This is a genomic window from Veronia pacifica, from assembly GCF_001707825.1.
Classification (GTDB): domain Bacteria; phylum Pseudomonadota; class Gammaproteobacteria; order Enterobacterales; family Vibrionaceae; genus Veronia; species Veronia pacifica.
In genome coordinates this window covers 1-18,104 of record NZ_LYBM01000046.1, presented here as the reverse complement: position 1 = coordinate 18,104, position 18,104 = coordinate 1, and the positions used below count along the sequence as shown (strand labels likewise).

Below are 18,104 nucleotides of genomic sequence, written 5' to 3'. Positions count from 1 at the left end.
CCAAAACGAGCAATGTGGCCCAATGTAGTAGGCATACGGCTGGGTTTTTACAGGTAACGTGTTTAAAAAAATACGTATCATCTGCGACGTTAGATCGACAGCAAGCCCCTAATAATGATTATCTTTCAGTAAATTATTGAAATCATCTCGACTGAATACATTGCAACAGTTCGTTTCACGGGCCAGCTCGTATCTATTTTATTCGGCAAAGGTGCCACATCACTCGATACATCTTTGGTTTTTCCAGTTGCACGATCGATTGATCAAAAATTCATTCAATCTCACAATAGCGAACATAATTGACCATCAAGACTCCTCTAAAACAGCGTAAAACTCTCACACCAATATACGCAAAATGGTCACCATGGCTTGACTCTGAGGTGAGATTTCAAGGTTTCCTTGTTGGCAAACAAATACCGACACTTCCACCAGCGAAATGTGAAGATCCTTTACTGATAAAAATCGTTTATTTTGATACTTTTTTGGCGTTTTCATACCTTGGGTGGGATGTGATGTTAAGCATATTTCATAGCTTCAGACAGGAAGCAATGAAGATGCGAACTCAGAGTGATCATGTGATCACCTCGTACTCGTTAGTAAAAAGGACAAGCCTTGATGGATAGGCCACAAAGCCTTATCCTTTCGCCTTCTGTAGTAAGAGGTAAAACATGCTGGAATTCGACGGTAAGCGCATTGAAACAGATGCTCAGGGCTATCTGAAAATTTTTCTGATTGGCACAAGTCCTTGGTACCTATGTTAGCCGAACAGGAGAGTATCGAACTCACCGATGCTCACTGGGAAGTCATTTTATTCGTGCAGGATTTCTACAGAGAATTCAACACGTCTCCTGCAGTGCGCCTGCTGGTAAAATCGATGGAAAAAAAATACGGTCCAGAGAAAGGGAACAGCCGATATTTGTACAAATTGTTTCCAAAAGGGCCAGCCAAACAAGCCACCAAGCTCGCAGGCCTTCCCAAGCCAGTTAAGTGTATCTAGAAGACTCAAGGTGTTAAAAGAGAGAGTTGCCCGTTTCATTCCAATAGCAACAATACGATTGCGAAATAGCATCACTCTCTGACTCTTCGATAAAAGGTGCCTGCGTGGCACCTTCACTTTTTGTCAAAGCGTATAAGTGCATGTCTGCACATCACACAAACTAGCGAATAGAAAACCCTTCAACAGATCGCCACGCTGTTTTTTCACTGGCCACACCGGACACGGTGGCAGTAGACGGTCCCGTTTCAAGCCATTTTAGCAATGCATTGATATTTTCCTCATCACCACATGCAAGCACCTCGACCGTACCGTCTGCACAATTTTTAGCATACCCAGTCAAGGAGAGACGTAACCCTTCATGAGCGGTATGAAATCTAAACCCAACACCTTGTACCCGTCCAGAAATAGAAGCGACAACACAAATTTGGGACATTTATCACCTTCAATTGTTCAGTGAATGAAACAGTGTAGTAAGATTCTCGACCGTTCATGCACCATGTGCGGTTTAACAAAGGAAACAGATAAAAATGAAAGCTATTCCTTTCCGATGGATTGACAAGTATCTCATCCACCTTAGCATGAAGATGAAAATTCATCTTATCCTCTTTTCTTCCCTTCTATCACTGTTACTCGTGCTCACTTTTGCCAGCAGTAACCATTCACAAAGCGTCGCTGATTTACAAAACGGCTATAACCAGTCGATCGCGAATATTCTGGCAGAATATAACGTGAGTCAGTCGGATGCCTCTGTTCTTCTGTCCAACTCTCCCAGTGCAATAAGCCAGAGTGGCGGAGAATTTGTTTCCGGGCAGAATTACCGAATTTCTTCACGGGCAGACACAAGTGGTTTGTTTTTATCGCTCACCGCTCTGCAATGGCTTGCCCTTGTTGCTGCAGTCATCGTTACCTTTGTTATCACCTACTACGTGAGCTCCTTTATCACGGGTGCCATGTATTCAATGAATCACTCGCTGCAACGCATGCTAAATGGTGACCTGACCAGCCGAATGAATTTTATGCCGGTCAAAGATGAATTCAGTATCATTGCCGGAACAGTCGATGAGGTCGCAAACCGTAAACATGCATTGGTCAAAGCGATTCAAGAGTCATCAAAGTTGATGACAGCGCTGGCGAACTACCTAAGTGAACAAAGCCGGGAGAGTAAGGGGTTAAGCGAAGCTCAGTGCACACACCTTGACTCTCTTGCCTGCACCACCGAAGAAATGGTGCTGTCAATTCGAGATGTCGCTACTCATGCTCAAAGTGCTTCTGAAGAGATTGTATGTGCCAATGAAGCATCCGAGAAAAGCACACATCAGGTTGGCGAAACTCTGGACACAATTCAATCGTTAAAAACCGAAATTGATCAGGCCTCCAATGCGGTACAAAGCCTCGAGGGCAATACCGCAGAGATAGGCAACATTGTCTCTACCATCAGCGCAATTTCAGAGCAGACTAACCTTTTGGCACTTAACGCCGCGATAGAAGCCGCGAGAGCTGGTGAGCAAGGTCGAGGGTTTGCCGTGGTTGCGGATGAGGTTCGTAGCCTTGCTGCCAGAGCACAGGAGGCAACTGTTGAAATCCAATCCATGATTGAATCGCTTCAGGTCAACACCAGCCAACTGAAACTGGTTATGGAAGCCACAGTGACTAACGCGGAATCAAGCGAGAACCTGATGCAAAGGATGGAAAAAGACATCAGGATGATCACGGAGCGAAATAACAGCATAACAACCCGAAGCTCTGAAATCGCCCGGGCCGCCAGTGCTCAGGATGATGTGGCCCTGTCCATCTCTGGTGATGTGGCCCAAATCCGTCAGCAGGCGTCTGATGTCAGTGAGATCATCAGACTTACCTCTGTTGAGGTCACCAACCTCCAGCAACAATCAGACAAACTTTCTCAACTGGTTGATGGCTTACAGACCTGATTAATCGGAGATCTTTCTCGTTTATCGGCTGCGCAAGGCAGCCGATTGCATTCATGCGCCACATCCCCGACAATACCCCACCATTTTTCCGTCGGATTGCTACTTAAGCCCCGACATAGGTTCAACATTGTAGGAAAAAAATATGCACCCATCTGTTTATCTGGTTAAAGGCCGGGATAAATCGGTACGTCGTCGCCACCCTTGGATTTTCTCTCGCGGAATTCAACGCATTGAAGGCAAGCCGACATTAGGCGAAACCGTCAATGTATACGACCATCAGGGACAATGGCTGGCACGAGGTGCATTCTCTCCTAACTCACAAATTCGTGTGAGAGTCTGGACGTTTGATGACGAGCCAATTGATGTCTCTTTTTTCCAGAAACGCCTTCAGCAAGCACAGCTACTCAGAAACGTTTTAGCTGCCCGTGATGGATTGACAGGATACCGATTAATCGCGGCAGAATCTGATGGACTGCCGGGCGTAACGATTGATCGTTATGGCGACTTTCTTGTCTGCCAGATACTCAGCGCAGGTGCAGAAGCTCAAAAAGATGCACTTGTGGAAGCACTGAAATCGACATACCCAGAATGCAGCATCTACGAGCGTTCCGATGTTTCGGTACGTAAAAAGGAAGGCCTCAAGCAACGCACTGGCGTTTTGTATGGTGAAGAACCACCAAAATCGCTGACGATTGAGGAGAATGGCGTCAAAATCAATGTCGATATCACTGGTGGCCATAAGACAGGTTTCTATCTTGACCAACGAGATAGCCGCGAAGCCGCAGTGAAATATGTTAATGGCAAGCGAGTGCTAAATTGCTTCTGTTATACAGGGGGTTTTGGGCTTTACGCGTTGAAGGGTAATGCATCAGAAGTAATAAACGTTGATGTCTCTCAACCCGCACTGGATATTGCCCGTCAAAATGCTGAGCAAAATGGATTTGATCTTGAACGTGCGCAATTCATAAACGCTGATGTTTTTAAGCTGTTGCGTGAGTATCGGGATAAAGGCGAGACCTTTGATGTAGTCATCATGGACCCGCCAAAATTTGCTGAGTCAAAATCACAGTTGACGGGCGCATGCAGGGGATACAAAGACATTAACATGCTGGCCATGCAAATTCTTAAACCGGGTGGCACCCTGTTGTCGTACTCTTGCTCTGGCCTGATGGACAACAATCTATTCCAGAAAATCATTGCGGATGCTGCGTTGGATGCCGAGCGTTCTGTTCAGTTCATTGAGCGTTTCGAACAAGCAGCTGATCATCCGATCGATTCTGCTTATCCAGAAGGTTTTTACCTCAAAGGCTTTGCCTGCCACGTTGCGTGAACACAAAAAAGCACTGTGCCAGGCACAGTGCTTTTTCACCGCCCGTTAATTGATGGTCATCATATCCATGAACTCATTGACTGGCAGGGCTTCCAGCGTTGCCTGGTCAAGGCAGCATTGATAAATCTTCTCTGATTGCTGTGGTGGGAAGCGAGTAAGAAGATTATTCTTGAACTTGCGCTCAAGAATCGGTATCCCCTCAACCCTGCGGCGACGGTGTCCAATTGGATATTCGACCTCGACCTTATCTGTCGACGTGCCGTCATTGAAAAATATCTGAATTGCATTGGCTATTGAGCGTTTGTCCTGATCGAGATATTCCTCACTGTAGCGTTTGTCCTCTACTATCTCCATCTTGTCCCGCAGTTGATCAATACGGCCATCATTAGCGTGAAAATCATCTTCATAATGCTCTGCGACTAAATCTCCGTAAATCAGGGGAACCGCGATCATGTATTGCAGGCAGTGATCTCGGTCGGCAGGGTTAGCGAGGTCGCCCACTTTGGAGATGATCCGAATGGCTGACTCATGGGTCGTCACAACAATTTTTTCGATCTGATCCAGACGTTCAAAGACTTCAGGATGTAACGTCACAGCACATTCTACCGCCGTCTGTGCATGGAACTCTGCCGGAAAAGAAATCTTAAACAAGACATTTTCCATGACATAAGCACTAAAGGGTTGAGCAAGGTCGAAAACATTACCATCGAACAATACGTCATAAAAACCCCATTTTGGTGCCGTCAGCACTGATGGCAATCCCATTTCCCCTTTCATGGTGATCATTGCCAACCGAACAGCCCTTGCGGTTGCATCGCCTGCTGCCCATGATTTTCTTGACCCAGCATTAGGGGCATGACGATAGGTTCGCAATGAGCAACCATCAACCCATGCCTGTGACAAAGCATCAATGACCTGATCACGATCACCACCAAGCATTTTGGTAACCACGGCTACAGAAGCCACTCTCACCAGCAAAACATGGTCAAGTCCGACACGGTTATAACTATTTTGTAATGCCAGCACTCCCTGAATCTCATGTGCTTTAATCATTGCAGTGAGCACATCGCGCATAGTCAGCGGTGCTCTTCCCTCGGCAACCGCCACCCTGCTCAGATAATCTGCTGTTGCCAATATGCCACCAAGATTATCTGATGGATGCCCCCACTCTGCTGCCAGCCAGGTATCATTGAAATCAAGCCAGCGAATAATACATCCAATGTTAAATGCTGCCATTACCGGATCAAGCTCATGGGATGTGCCGGGCACTCTTGCGCCATGACGAACCACGGTTCCGGGAACGACAGGGCCGAGGTGTTTGGTGCATTCAGGAAAGCGAAGTGCAAGCAAACCACATCCGAGAGTATCCATCAGACAGTTTCTCGCTGTATTGTATGCCTCTTGCGAGTTGATACCGTCGTTTACGACATAATCTGCTATCGTCTGAAGTAACTCATCAGGCTCGGGCCGTTGATTGATATCTACGTTGTTTGACATAGTAAATCTCCCAAAAATTAATTCCTTGTTGTCTGTGTTTTAGATTCCGACTAATGGATAAAGCCCTTAGCAAACTGTCTAATTCAATCCGTATTGTTATTATTTTCGTTGCTCAATCGGTACCCAGTCCTGATGTTCAGGGCCGATATAGTCAGCACTTGGTCTGATTATTCTGTTGTTTTCACGCTGCTCAAATACGTGCGCAGCCCACCCGGTAAGGCGACTCATCACGAAGATAGGTGTGAACAATTTGGTCGGTATTCCCATGAAGTGATAGGCCGATGCATGATAGAAATCTGCATTCGGGAATAGCTTTTTCTCCCGCCACATGACCTCATCAACACGCTCTGATACCTCGTAAAGCCATGGATCATCAGCATCTTCAGCCAGCTTCTCTGACCATGCCTTTATCAAGGTATTTCTTGGATCAGATTCACGATAGATAGCATGGCCGAAACCCATAATTTTTTCTTTGGTCTCAAGCATTTTCAGGATAGCCTGCTCTGCTTCCTCTGCTGTTTTCCAGTTAGCAAGCATATCCATGGCAGCCTCGTTAGCTCCCCCATGGAGTGGACCGCGTAATGATCCAATGGCCGCCGTAATGCAGGAATGCAAATCAGAGAGTGTTGACGCACACACACGAGCAGTAAAGGTAGATGCGTTAAATTCGTGTTCTGCGTACAGCACAAGAGAACACTGCATTACTTCAACATGGAGGTCAGATGGCTGCCGCCCAGTGAGCATCTCGAGGAAGTGACCACCGATTGACGTCTGCTGACAGTTGTCTGAGTCAATGCGAACGCCATCATGACTAAATCGATACCAATAACAGATGATGGCCGGAAACAGTGCTAGCAGTCTGTCTGTTTTGTCGGCTTGCTGTTCAAAACCGAGCTCTGTTTCTAGGTTTCCGAGTACTGAGCACCCTGTTCGCATCACATCCATAGGGTGAGCATCTGCTGGTATGTTTTCAAGTACGGTCTTCAGGGCCGCAGGTAACTCCCGCATAGTTAACAGACGCTGCTGGTAGTCATCTAATTCTTGCTGTGTCGGTAATTTTCCTCGCAGCAAAAGGTACGCTACCTCCTCAAAAGTTGCATGGGTAGCAAGATCAGAAATGTCAAAACCGCGATAGGTCAGCCCGGTTCCTGTTTTGCCCACCGTGCACAAAGCCGTTACCCCTGCACTCTGACCTCTCAATCCCTGTGGCTGCGGTACCTTATTAGTATTATCGGTATTTTTTTCAGTCATTTTCCCTCCTCATCCTTGAATCAATTTTTCAGCGATAAACTGCAAACGCCTGCTGCAAGATCCATGTGATTCTGTTGACCACTTTTATGGGTACGATCTTGTTCTGGACGTCGCTAATCTGTATCACCTCGAAATAGTGCATCAAGTCGCTGCTCAAAATCGTGATAACCTAAAAATTGATATAACTCCTCTCGGGTCTGCATTGTGTCGACCACATTTTTTTGATGACCATCCCCCAGAATATGTTGGTAGACATTAAGCGCCGCCTTATTCATGGCCCGAAAAGCCGATAACGGGTATAGAACAATTTCAACGCCAACAGACGCCAGTTCTTCGGCGGAGTAAAGTGGTGTCTGGCCAAACTCGGTAATATTAGCCAGCACGGGAACATCCAATGCGTCACATATCGTCTGGTATTCTTCCAATGATCTGACCGCTTCGGGAAAAATCATATCAGCACCGGCATCAATGCAAGCCTGCGACCTTTCAATAGCGGACGACATACCTTCGACAGCCAGAGCATCCGTTCTGGCCATAATGACAAAGTTCTGATCGCTTCTGGCATCCACCGCTGCTTTAATCCTATCGACCATTTCCTGTTGACTGACGATGGCTTTATTTGGCCGATGTCCACAACGCTTCTGACCGACTTGATCTTCCATATGCACTGCGGCCACACCTGCTTTTTCCATCTCTTTAATTGTACGAGCAATATTAAATGCACCACCAAATCCCGTATCAATGTCCACCATAAGGGGAAGCTCTGTGGCTGAAGTGATTCGGCGCGCATCTTCAACAACATCGTTGAGTCCCGTCATGCCAAGATCAGGCAAACCATGAGAGGCATTTGCCACTCCTGCACCAGATAGGTAAATCGCTTTATGCCCTACTTGCTCTGCCATCATGGCGCAGTAAGCATTGACCGCACCGACGAGACTCAATGGAGACCCTGCTTCAACAGCCTCACGAAAGCGCTTTCCTGCACTCATTTATTTTCCCCTTGATTAATCAAAAATTCCTGAGCCAAATGCTGACTGCGGCGTATGTGTCGTCGCATCAGCATCTCTGACAAATCCTCATCGCGCTCACAAAGCGCATCAAATATCTGAAAGTGTTCTTTCAGCGCAGACTTCGGCGCTGAACGAAGGCGAGAAAACTGGATCCTGTACATGCGAACCAGATGGTAAAGTTCATCACAAAGAAGCGAGATGAGCTTTTGATTGCGGCTGGCCTTGATAACACGGTAGTGGAAGTCGAAATCCCCCGACTGGAGAAAATAAGAAGCACCTTTTACATCTTTTATGTATTGCTGATGGCTGGTCAGCAGTTGTTTAAGAGAGTGCAGCTCTTCACTGGTAATATGCTGACATGCCTGACGAACAGCCATACCCTCCAAGGCTTCACGTACTGAGTAGATCTCTTTGAGTTGAACTTCACTGAGGGTGATCACACGGGCTCCGACATGAGGGATCCGCTCAATTAAGCCAAGCGTCTCGATACGCATGATAGCTTCGCGCAATGGCCCACGGCTCACTTCGTAGCGTCTGGACAATTCTGGTTCAGAAATTTTGCTGCCTGACGGAAACTCTCCGGAAATGATTGCCTCAATAAGTCGCTCGGTTAGATTGTCGGACTTAGTCGGTTCCCTTATCGCAGAATCGTCTACATCACCCGATATTTTGCCACTCATGTCATCCCCACCTGCCAATTGTTGACAGTTTTAATGATAGTCCATGTCCTCATACGGTATATTTGCCATATTTTTGCGTGATTGTAGACAATTTTATCATTTACCGATTTATACGAGTTAAAGCTCAAAAAAATCTTATCGGCACGGTGAGAACCAAGAATAAATGTGAGTATAAACAGTAGTTTCTATACGTTTTCAGCGGGTTTTACGTACGACATCTAACTACCCAAAAATCTATCAAGCCATTAACAAATTTCTTCATTACTTTATTAGCGGCGCAACAAAAGTTTTACATCTGAAACAGGATTGACCACTTACGCCTTTATTAACAAGGGGAAAAAAATGGAAAACAGATTAGGTGGGAAGGGACGCACCAAACCCTTTGCTTTTTCTGCAATCGCTATTGCCTGTGCACTGAGCTTTCAAGCTCAGGCAGCAGAAGACTGTAGCAATGTTGAAGAATGGAATGCCCAAAAGATTTATAACAAGGGAGATCAGGCCCAGCAGAGTGATGTTCTGTTCGAAGCCCGATGGTGGACGCAAGGAAATAGTCCGGCGGAAAACTCAGGTGGCTGGAAAGTATGGGACATTATCGGTGACTGCGACACTGATGGCTCAGAGAATCAAGTTCCTACCGTATCTATTAGCAGTCCTGTTTCAGGCGCAACATTCAAGACGGGTGACAATGTGTCTATCGTCGCAATGGCGGAAGATGTGGACGGTAATGTTGCAAACGTCGAATTCTACATTGATGGCCAGTCTGTCAGCGTTGACAGTGACGCCAACGATGGCTTCTCAGCAGACTGGATAGCTGTAGAAGGAAGTCATGTTATAAAAGTTGTCGCGACAGACGACGAAGGCGCAACATCTGAAGCGTCGGTATCAGTCTCTGTTGAGGGTGACGTTGTTATTCCAAACGATCCGCCAGCGGTTTCTCTCTCTCTTTCTGCCACTTCTGTTAATCAAGGCGACGTCGTTACCCTTACCGCAGAAGCGACCGACTCAGACGGTACTGTCGACAAAGTTGACTTCTTTGTCGCTGGTCGCCTGGTAGGCACTTCTGCAACCGCTCCTTACTCGCTGGATTGGACATCTGTCGGTTCAGGACAAGTGTCTGTCTATGCGAAAGCAACTGACAACGATGGCGATACCACCGATTCGACCACTGTCAGCCTTGAGGTGATCGGCACACCGACGACATCAAGCTGTCGTCCAGAAGGACTCTATAAGACAGAAGGTGTAGACGTCCCATACTGTACAATTTACGACGAGGACGGTCGTGAAAAAATGGGGGCTGACCATCCACGTCGTATCATTGGTTACTTCACCAGCTGGCGTGCTGGCGATGATGACCAAGCAGCCTACCTCGTTAAAGATATCCCATGGGAACAGCTTACTCACATTAACTATGCCTTCGTCAGCATCGGTATTGACGGCAAAGTAAACATAGGTGACGTAAATGACCCAGATAACGCTGCAGTCGGTAAAACCTGGCCCGGTGTTGATATTGATCCTGCTCTCGGCTTCAAGGGACACCTTGGCGCTCTGGCAACTTACAAGAAACGTCATGATGTCAAAACACTGATTTCGATTGGTGGCTGGGCAGAAACTGGCGGCCACTTTGGTGCCGACGGTAAACGTATCAACGATGGTGGCTTCTACACCATGACGACCAATTCCGATGGCAGCATCAATCATGCAGGCATTGAGAAGTTCGCTACCTCAGCGGTTGAATTTATCCGTCAGTACCAGTTCGATGGTGTCGATATAGATTACGAATACCCAACCAGCATGGCTGGCGCAGGTAACCCTATGGATAAGGAGTTCGCTGAATCTCGTCGTCCATACCTGATGCGTTCGTACAACGAGCTGATGCGTGTTCTTCGTGAGAAACTCGATGCAGCAAGTGCTGCCGACGGCACACATTACATGCTGACAATCGCTGCACCTTCGTCAGGCTACCTGCTGCGCGGCATGGAAACCATGGACGTGAACAAGTATCTTGATTACGTCAATATCATGTCTTACGACCTGCACGGTGCGTGGAATGATCATGTTGGTCACAACGCTGCTCTGTTCGATACCGGAAAAGACTCCGAACTTGCCGCATGGAACGTTTACGATACCGCAGCCTATGGCGGTCTTGGCTACCTAAACACTGACTGGGCTTACCATTACTTCCGCGGCTCAATGCCTGCAGGTCGAATCAACATTGGTGTACCTTATTACACCCGTGGCTGGCAAAGCGTGTCTGGTGGTGAAAATGGTCTCTGGGGAAGCGCAGCACTTCCTGACCAATCATCTTGTCCAGATGGTACAGGTGAAGGTGAGAAGAATAACTGCGGATACGGTGCTATCGGTATCGATAACATGTGGCACGATGATGATGAGCAAGGCAACGAAATGGGTGCTGGCTCAAACCCAATGTGGCACGCCAAGAACCTCGAAAATGGTATTTACGGTACCTATGCAAGCGCATACGACCTCGATCCGGTTAACAATCCAGACCACAAGCTTGTTGGTAAGTACGAGCGTCACTATGACAGCGTAGCGGTAGCACCGTGGCTGTGGAACGCAGAGAAGAGCGTCTTCATTTCAACAGAAGATAAAGCCTCCATTAATCTGAAATCTGACTACGTTGTAGACCAGGGTATCGGCGGTATTATGTTCTGGGAACTGGCAGGTGACTATAACTGCTATCTGTTCGACAGTAACGGCGTCCGTACCAATCAGGTTGATGAAACAGAAGCAGCCTGTAAGAGCGGTAATGGTGAATATCACATGGGTAACACCATGACCAAGGCAATGTATGACAAATTTGCGTCTGCTGCGCCTTATGGTAGTACCCTCGCGGATATTCCAATGCCAAGCTCGGCTGTAGATATCTCTGTGAGCATCAGCGGGTTCAAAGTCGGTGATCAGAACTACCCTATCAACCCGACGCTGACCTTTACTAACAACACAGGCGTTGATATTCCGGGTGGAACTGAGTTCCAGTTTGATATCCCGACATCTTCTCCAGATAACGCGAAAGATCAGTCAGGTGGCGGCCTTAAAGTTATTGCTTCGGCTCACTCGAAGAAGAATAACGTAGGCGGTCTTGATGGTAGTCTTCACCGGGTATCTTTCTCACTGCCAGGGTGGAAATCACTGCCAGCTGGGGAGAGCTATGAGCTGGATATGGTTTACTACTTACCAATCTCAGGCCCGGCAAATTACACAGTCACGGTAAATGGTACGGACTATGCGTTTGCATCCGAGTATCCAGAGCTTCCTCTTGGCGACCTGAGCGGCGGTAATGATGACGATGATAATGATGACAAGTGCGATACGACAGGTATCAATGTCTACCCTAACTGGCCTCAGACTGACTGGCAGGGTAACCCGACCCACGCCGGAGCAGGGGACAAAATGGTTCATGAAGGCATGATTTTCCAAGCCAACTGGTGGACCAGCTCTGTACCGGGCAGCGATGCCAGCTGGAGTAAAGTCTGCGGTTAACGGCTGTTTAAAAACCCAAAAAACAAAACCGGCAACACTGGCCGGTTTTTTTATATCTGAGCATAAGATCACGGCCGGATTTTATTTTTGCCTTTGTTGTACAACCCGGTGTGCCAAATCATCAACTTGCAACGTAAACTACAAAATGGTTTAAGCTGAGGGTGCAGCTTGATATCTTCGCACCCAGTGTTATGGATAAAATATGCTTTATAAGTTATTCGAGCGATTCACTCTCGCCTTCCCATCTGAGACCCCCGAACAGCCCCCGAACGGGCTCCTGGCTTTTTGTCGCCACTACACGAGAGGATTCGAAATTCCTTTACTCGCGATGTCTGTGCTTACCGCATTGATCGCCATTGTCGAGGTTTCACTATTTGGTTTCATGGGACAACTCGTTGACTGGCTGGTCAGCCATGATCCAGAGACTTTTTTGCAAGAAGAGGGGTGGACACTGGTCGGTATCAGCCTGTTGATACTCATCGTCATGCCAGTGTTAATTGCTGTTCACTCACTGATCCTCCATCAGACGTTACTGGGTAACTACCCAATGTCCATACGTTGGCTGGCGCACAGATACCTTTTGCGTCAGAGCGTCAGTTTTTATCAGAACGACTTTGCAGGCAGGATTGCCACTAAAGTGATGCAAACGTCGTTGTCTGTCCGTGAGACGGTGATGAAATTGTTAGATGTAGCAGTGTACATCTCGGTCTACTTTCTTTCGATGTTGGTGATCATCGGTCAATCAGACTGGCGACTGATGCTACCTATGTTAATTTGGCTACTTACTTACATCGCCATTCAAATTTACTTTGTCCCAAAACTAAAGTCAGTATCCAGTGAGCAGGCCGAAGCACGCTCAATGATGACTGGGCGAATTGTCGACAGCTACACCAATATCGCGACGGTAAAGCTCTTCTCTCATACCGACAGAGAAACCGCCTATGCCGAAGAAGGTATGACATCATTTTTAGATACCGTCCACCGCCAGATGCGCTTAGCAACAGGCTTTAATCTGGGCGTTGATACAATCAACTACCTCTTGGTGTTCGCTATTGGTGCCGTTTCAATCTGGTTATGGCTTGGCAGTGCCATCAGTATTGGTGCCATCGCAATTGCAGTCAGCTTGGCACTTCGAATTAATGGTATGTCTAAGTGGATCATGTGGGAAATAGGCGGTTTGTTTGAAAATCTCGGCACGGTTGTTGACGGGATGAATACACTGTCTAAGCCAGTTGATATAGAGGACAAAAAAGGTGCTCAACCGATCAACGTTGATAACGGTGGTATTCAGTTCAACGACGTTTGCTTTCACTATGGTGAAGAAAAAGGAGTGATCGAGAAACTCAATCTACATATTAAACCGGGTGAAAAAGTGGGATTAGTTGGCCGCTCCGGTGCAGGCAAGTCGACGTTGGTGAATTTGCTTATGCGTTTTCATGACGTTGAAAACGGCGAGATCCGGATTGATGGTCAGAACGTCTCTGAAGTCACGCAAGATTCGCTACGAGCCAATATTGGTATGGTGACTCAGGACACATCGTTACTGCACCGCTCAATCCGTGACAATATCCTTTACGGCAACCCGGATGCCTCTGAACAGGAAATGATTGAAGCCAGCCAGAAAGCCCATGCCAATGAGTTTATCGATACCCTTTCCGACCCTTACGGTAACAGCGGTTACGATGCCATGGTGGGTGAAAGAGGCGTCAAACTGTCTGGTGGGCAGCGCCAAAGAGTGGCTATTGCCCGGGTACTGCTGAAAGACGCACCCATTCTAATACTGGATGAAGCCACATCAGCACTGGACTCAGAAGTTGAGGCAGCCATACAGGAAAGTCTTTACGAACTGATGGAAGGAAAAACTGTTATCGCGATTGCACACCGCCTGTCAACGATTGCGGCTATGGACCGACTTATCGTTCTCGATAAAGGAGAGATCGCCGAGCAGGGCTCACATCAGGAACTCATTGCAAAAGATGGTATCTATGCGCAACTTTGGCGGCGTCAGACCAGTGGATTCATCGGTGAGGACTAGTAGCAAATGATGACTCAGACGCTCAGTACTGACCCTATGTAGAAACAGAAAAGCCGACCTTTTGGTCGGCTTTTTGCCTATCATGCGCCAGTGTTTATCTATACTTATCAACGCTCTTTGACGTAGGGTTTTCCTATCGACTTTGGAGCGACAGCCTTTCCAATAAAACCAGCCAAGAGCACCACAGTCAATACATAAGGCAAGGCTGAGAACACTTGGGTTGGCAAAACACCTACCAAAGGTATCTCTACCCCCTGCATTCTTGTTTCCAGCGCCGAGAGAAAACCAAATAGCAAACATGCCAACAACGCATTTCTCGGCTGCCATTTACCAAATATCACCGCAGCGAGAGCAATGTAACCCTGCCCTGCAGTCATCTCTTTACCGAACGCTGCATTCTGAGCGGTCGATAGATACGCACCGGCAATACCACAAAGTAGACCTGCCATCAGTACCGCACGATAACGCAACCAAACCACAGAAATTCCGGCAGTATCAATAGCGCCCGGCTCTTCACCAACAGCACGGAGGCGGAGCCCAAAACGGGTGCGGAATAGCAGCCACCAAGTGAAAACAACAGCAAAGACTGACAGGTAAACCAGAATATTATGGCCTGAGATAAGGTCACGGTAGACTGGACCGAGTAATGGAACAGATTCACCTATGGCCTCGGCACCGGGTAGTTCGATCGGTAAAAATCTTTGATCATTATACAGCGTAGGTGTTTGACCACCTTGCTTAAACCATGCGTGACCTAAAGTAACCGTCATACCAGAAGCAAAGAAATTTACCGCCAGCCCTGAAATGATTTGGTCGCCTTTTTGCGTGATTGACGCATAACCATGAATCAATGCCAACAGCATGCTGCTACAAATCGCGGCAATCAGTCCCAGCCACGGATTGCCCGTTACGTAAGACACCGCGGCAGCGGTAAACGCAGCCATTAACATCTTGCCTTCAAGACCGATATCCACCACGCCAGAGCGCTCCGAAAAAATACCGGCCATTGCAGCAAATATTAATGGAACCGCCAGGCGTATAGTTGAATCAGCTGTCGAGAGAATCCAGTTAAGCAGTTCCATTGCTTACCTCCTGCCCTGCCTCATTCTTCTTGATAAACCACTTCTCAACGGGATCCCGGATAAGTTTATCCATAGATCCTGTAAAGAAGATCACCAGTCCTTGGATCACCATGATCAATTCTGGATTGAGGCTTGGCATTTCAAATTGTAACTCAGTACCACCTTGGTAAAGCGCACCAAAAAGTAGTGCCGCAACGATGATACCAACGGGATGATTTCGCCCCATCAGCGCAACGGCTATACCGATAAAACCAAACCCGCCAGTGAAGTTAAGGATCAGTCGATTCTGAGCACCAAACACTTCATTTACCGCCATCAGCCCCGCGAGCGCGCCTGATATTGTCATTGCAATAATGGTAATTTTCTGTGCATCAATTCCGGCATAACGGGCTGCGCTGGCATTTTGACCCACTACCCGAATGGCATAACCCAATCGGGTGCGAAACAACATCACCCAAACCAGTCCAGCAACAGCCAACGCAAGCAACACCGAGGGATTCAGCAGTGAGAACGGTAATTCCCAGCCCCATTGTACTGCCAGCTCGTAGAATTTAGGGAACACAGCTTCAGGGTTGAAATAGCGAGAATCTGTAGAATTACCGCCGTACTTGGCGATATGCTCCACCAGCGCGTAGCCCATGACAGAAAAGGCAATAAAGTTGAACATGATAGTGGTAACAACAATGTGGGAGCCTCGTCTCGCCTGCAGGTAGCCCGGGATCGCACCCCAAATAGCACCGAACAATGCAGCAGTAATAATTGCCAGTGGTGCCATCAGCCAGACGGACAACACATCATCCAACAACAACATCAAAATACCAATGCCCAAACCAGCAATGTAGGCCTGCCCCTCACCACCGATGTTGAATAGCCCAGCATGAAAGGCGACTGCTACAGCCAGACCTGTAAAAATAAAATTAGTGGCGTAATATAGCGTGTTGTGCAAACCACCGTATTCAAGGTTTAATGCCCCGTTAATCATGACACCAAATGCATCTATCGGGCTTTCACCGACAAGCAGAACAACAAAGCTCGATATTACGAGTGCCAGCAAAAGCTGTAACAATGGTACCAACAGCACCCTGACCCAACCCGGAACGTTCTCTTTTGTCTGACTCATACGCTACCTCCCTGCGCGAGAACGTCACTTGATGTACCCTCAGCTGAACGCTCATCAGCCGCATTCGCCATCAAAATACCCAACTGCCGCTCATCTGCTTCACTGGCAATAACTTCTCCTGTTATTGCTCCGTCTACCATTACAATAATGCGATCTGAGAGCGACATGATTTCATCCAGCTCTGTGGAGACCAATAGCACAGCCGCTCCTTTATCGCGCGCAGCGACCAGATTACTGTGAATAAATTCTATTGCGCCGATATCAACGCCACGGGTGGGCTGCCCTACCAATAAAAGCTCAGGCTGTCGCAACATTTCACGTGCCACAATTAACTTTTGCTGGTTACCGCCCGAAAAGTTGGCTGATTTTAATGAAGGATCCCGTGGCCTGACATCATAATGCTCCATCATGTCTTGTGTCGCTTTGTCGATAGCGGTTAAGTCAAATAGCTTTTCGCCGTAAATCTCGTCATGATGAAAACCAAGAATGGCGCTCTCTGAAGCCGGCATTGTCTTCACCAGCCCCTGTTTCAGCCTGTCCTCAGGAATGTGACCGATACTGAGTTTTCGCATCACAGCAGCATCGCGATCTCTGTCTGCCGAAAAGACTTCTTGGTTACTTTTACTGACAACAGTAAAGCTCCCTTTCTGGGGGAGAATAACACCGGACAGCACCTCGAGAAGCTCAGACTGCCCATTGCCGGATACACCTGCCACACCGAGGATCTCACCAGCGCGGAGTTCAAAATTTAGATCTTTCAGACGACGGACACCTCGCTCATCGATCCAGCTCACATCATTGACTCTGAGCCTGACACCTTCCGGTTTGGCTTGTTGCTTTTCGACACGAAGCAATACTTTTCTGCCGACCATCAGTTCTGCCAAATCATTGACTGTTGTATCTGACGTGGTCCGCTCAGCGACCATTTCCCCCTGACGCATAACCGATACGGTGTCAGTCACTGAGATAATTTCACGCAATTTATGGGTGATTAAAATGATGGTTACGCCTTGCTCTTTCAGAGTGCGTAAGATATCGAAAAGTTGGTCAGTCTCCTGAGGTGTGAGGACGCCGGTTGGTTCATCAAGGATTAAGATTCTTGCCCCGCGATAAAGGGCTTTTAAGATCTCAACTCGCTGTTGCACACCGACTGGCAGCTCACCGACAACAGCGTCCGGATCAACCTGTAAACCATATTTATCCTCGATCTCTTTCAGAGCCTTACGGGCAGTTCGGTTTGCAGAGCCCAGTAAGCTATGCCCCTCGGCCCCCAACATGACATTCTCAAGCACGGTAAAGGTTTCAACCAGCATAAAGTGCTGATGTACCATACCTATACCCGCCGCAATAGCATCCTGTGAGTTACCAATATGTAATGTCTCACCATCTATTGAGATGGTGCCTGAATCGGCTTGATAGAAGCCATAGAGAATTGACATTAAAGTGGATTTACCGGCACCGTTTTCTCCAACGATGCCGTGAATGGTTCCCGGCATCACCGAGAAATTGATATCTTTATTTGCATGTACGGCACCAAAGCTCTTGTTGATGCCTCGCAATTCAATAGCGGGATATGACATACCGACTCCCTGTCGTTTACTCATCCACGTACTGCGATCCCGTGTACCGAAACACAGATTGTTCAGGCCAAAAAAAACCAGCCTGAAAGGTAT

At 47.6% G+C, this 18,104-nt stretch carries 12 protein-coding genes and 1 pseudogene; 5 read left to right on the top strand and 8 right to left on the bottom strand.

Going from position 1 to position 18,104, the window contains the following annotated elements:
* The first annotated feature begins 668 nt into the window (after window positions 1-668).
* A pseudogene (locus A8L45_RS19035) lies at window positions 669-997 on the top strand (TusE/DsrC/DsvC family sulfur relay protein).
* 160 nt (window positions 998-1,157) lie between these two features.
* On the opposite strand, the gene yccX reads toward A8L45_RS19035, so the two are convergent.
* Window positions 1,158-1,430, bottom strand: a complete 273-nt coding sequence (gene yccX / locus A8L45_RS19030) for an acylphosphatase (RefSeq protein ID WP_068904942.1) — start codon at window positions 1,428-1,430, stop codon at window positions 1,158-1,160.
* A gap of 94 nt (window positions 1,431-1,524) precedes the next feature.
* Here yccX and A8L45_RS19025 point away from each other — a divergent pair, with 94 nt between their 5' ends.
* Together A8L45_RS19025 and A8L45_RS19020 are read left to right on the top strand one after the other, a co-directional pair.
* Window positions 1,525-2,925, top strand: a complete 1,401-nt coding sequence (locus A8L45_RS19025) for a methyl-accepting chemotaxis protein (RefSeq protein ID WP_068904941.1) — start codon at window positions 1,525-1,527, stop codon at window positions 2,923-2,925.
* A gap of 142 nt (window positions 2,926-3,067) precedes the next feature.
* Window positions 3,068-4,255 carry a class I SAM-dependent methyltransferase gene (locus A8L45_RS19020; RefSeq protein ID WP_068904940.1) on the top strand — a complete coding sequence of 396 codons (1,188 nt, stop codon included), beginning with the start codon at window positions 3,068-3,070 and terminating at the stop codon, window positions 4,253-4,255.
* Window positions 4,256-4,300: 45 nt separating this feature from the next.
* On the opposite strand, the gene A8L45_RS19015 is transcribed toward A8L45_RS19020, so the two are convergent.
* The 4 genes from A8L45_RS19015 to A8L45_RS19000 all read right to left on the bottom strand — a co-directional run bounded on the left by A8L45_RS19015 (window position 4,301) and on the right by A8L45_RS19000 (window position 8,693).
* The gene (locus A8L45_RS19015) at window positions 4,301-5,752 is read right to left on the bottom strand and encodes a bifunctional 2-methylcitrate dehydratase/aconitate hydratase (protein WP_068904939.1); all 1,452 of its coding nucleotides are present in this window, start codon (window positions 5,750-5,752) and stop codon (window positions 4,301-4,303) included.
* Between the two features lie 99 nt (window positions 5,753-5,851).
* On the bottom strand, window positions 5,852-7,003 hold the full coding sequence (prpC, locus tag A8L45_RS19010) for a bifunctional 2-methylcitrate synthase/citrate synthase (RefSeq protein WP_068904938.1): 1,152 nt from the start codon (window positions 7,001-7,003) through the stop codon (window positions 5,852-5,854).
* 113 nt (window positions 7,004-7,116) lie between these two features.
* Window positions 7,117-7,992: a methylisocitrate lyase gene (prpB, locus tag A8L45_RS19005; RefSeq protein ID WP_068904937.1), complete on the bottom strand. Its 876-nt coding sequence runs from the start codon at window positions 7,990-7,992 to the stop codon at window positions 7,117-7,119.
* Window positions 7,989-8,693 (bottom strand): GntR family transcriptional regulator, encoded by a 705-nt coding sequence (locus A8L45_RS19000; RefSeq protein WP_175402027.1) that lies wholly within the window; start codon window positions 8,691-8,693, stop codon window positions 7,989-7,991. The genes prpB and A8L45_RS19000 overlap by 4 nt, the downstream gene beginning before the upstream one ends.
* Window positions 8,694-9,035: 342 nt before the next feature.
* On the opposite strand from A8L45_RS19000, the gene A8L45_RS18995 reads away from it, so the two are divergent.
* Window positions 9,036-12,194, top strand: coding sequence for a chitinase C-terminal domain-containing protein (locus A8L45_RS18995; protein ID WP_068904936.1), 3,159 nt, complete (start codon window positions 9,036-9,038; stop codon window positions 12,192-12,194).
* Window positions 12,195-12,396: 202 nt separating this feature from the next.
* The gene (locus tag A8L45_RS18990) at window positions 12,397-14,229 is read left to right on the top strand and encodes an ABC transporter ATP-binding protein (RefSeq protein WP_068904935.1); all 1,833 of its coding nucleotides are present in this window, start codon (window positions 12,397-12,399) and stop codon (window positions 14,227-14,229) included.
* A 107-nt stretch (window positions 14,230-14,336) separates the two neighbouring features.
* Here A8L45_RS18990 and A8L45_RS18985 read toward each other — a convergent pair whose 3' ends face one another.
* Genes A8L45_RS18985 through A8L45_RS18975 form a run of 3 tightly spaced genes read right to left on the bottom strand, consistent with a single transcriptional unit; the run spans window position 14,337 to window position 18,011 of the window.
* The gene (locus tag A8L45_RS18985) at window positions 14,337-15,311 is read right to left on the bottom strand and encodes an ABC transporter permease (RefSeq protein WP_068904934.1); all 975 of its coding nucleotides are present in this window, start codon (window positions 15,309-15,311) and stop codon (window positions 14,337-14,339) included.
* On the bottom strand, window positions 15,298-16,431 hold the full coding sequence (locus A8L45_RS18980) for an ABC transporter permease (RefSeq protein ID WP_068904933.1): 1,134 nt from the start codon (window positions 16,429-16,431) through the stop codon (window positions 15,298-15,300). Before A8L45_RS18980 ends, A8L45_RS18985 begins: the two co-directional genes overlap by 14 nt.
* Window positions 16,428-18,011: an ABC transporter ATP-binding protein gene (locus tag A8L45_RS18975; RefSeq protein WP_068904964.1), complete on the bottom strand. Its 1,584-nt coding sequence runs from the start codon at window positions 18,009-18,011 to the stop codon at window positions 16,428-16,430. The genes A8L45_RS18980 and A8L45_RS18975 overlap by 4 nt, the downstream gene beginning before the upstream one ends.
* Between the last annotated feature and the right edge of the window lie 93 nt (window positions 18,012-18,104).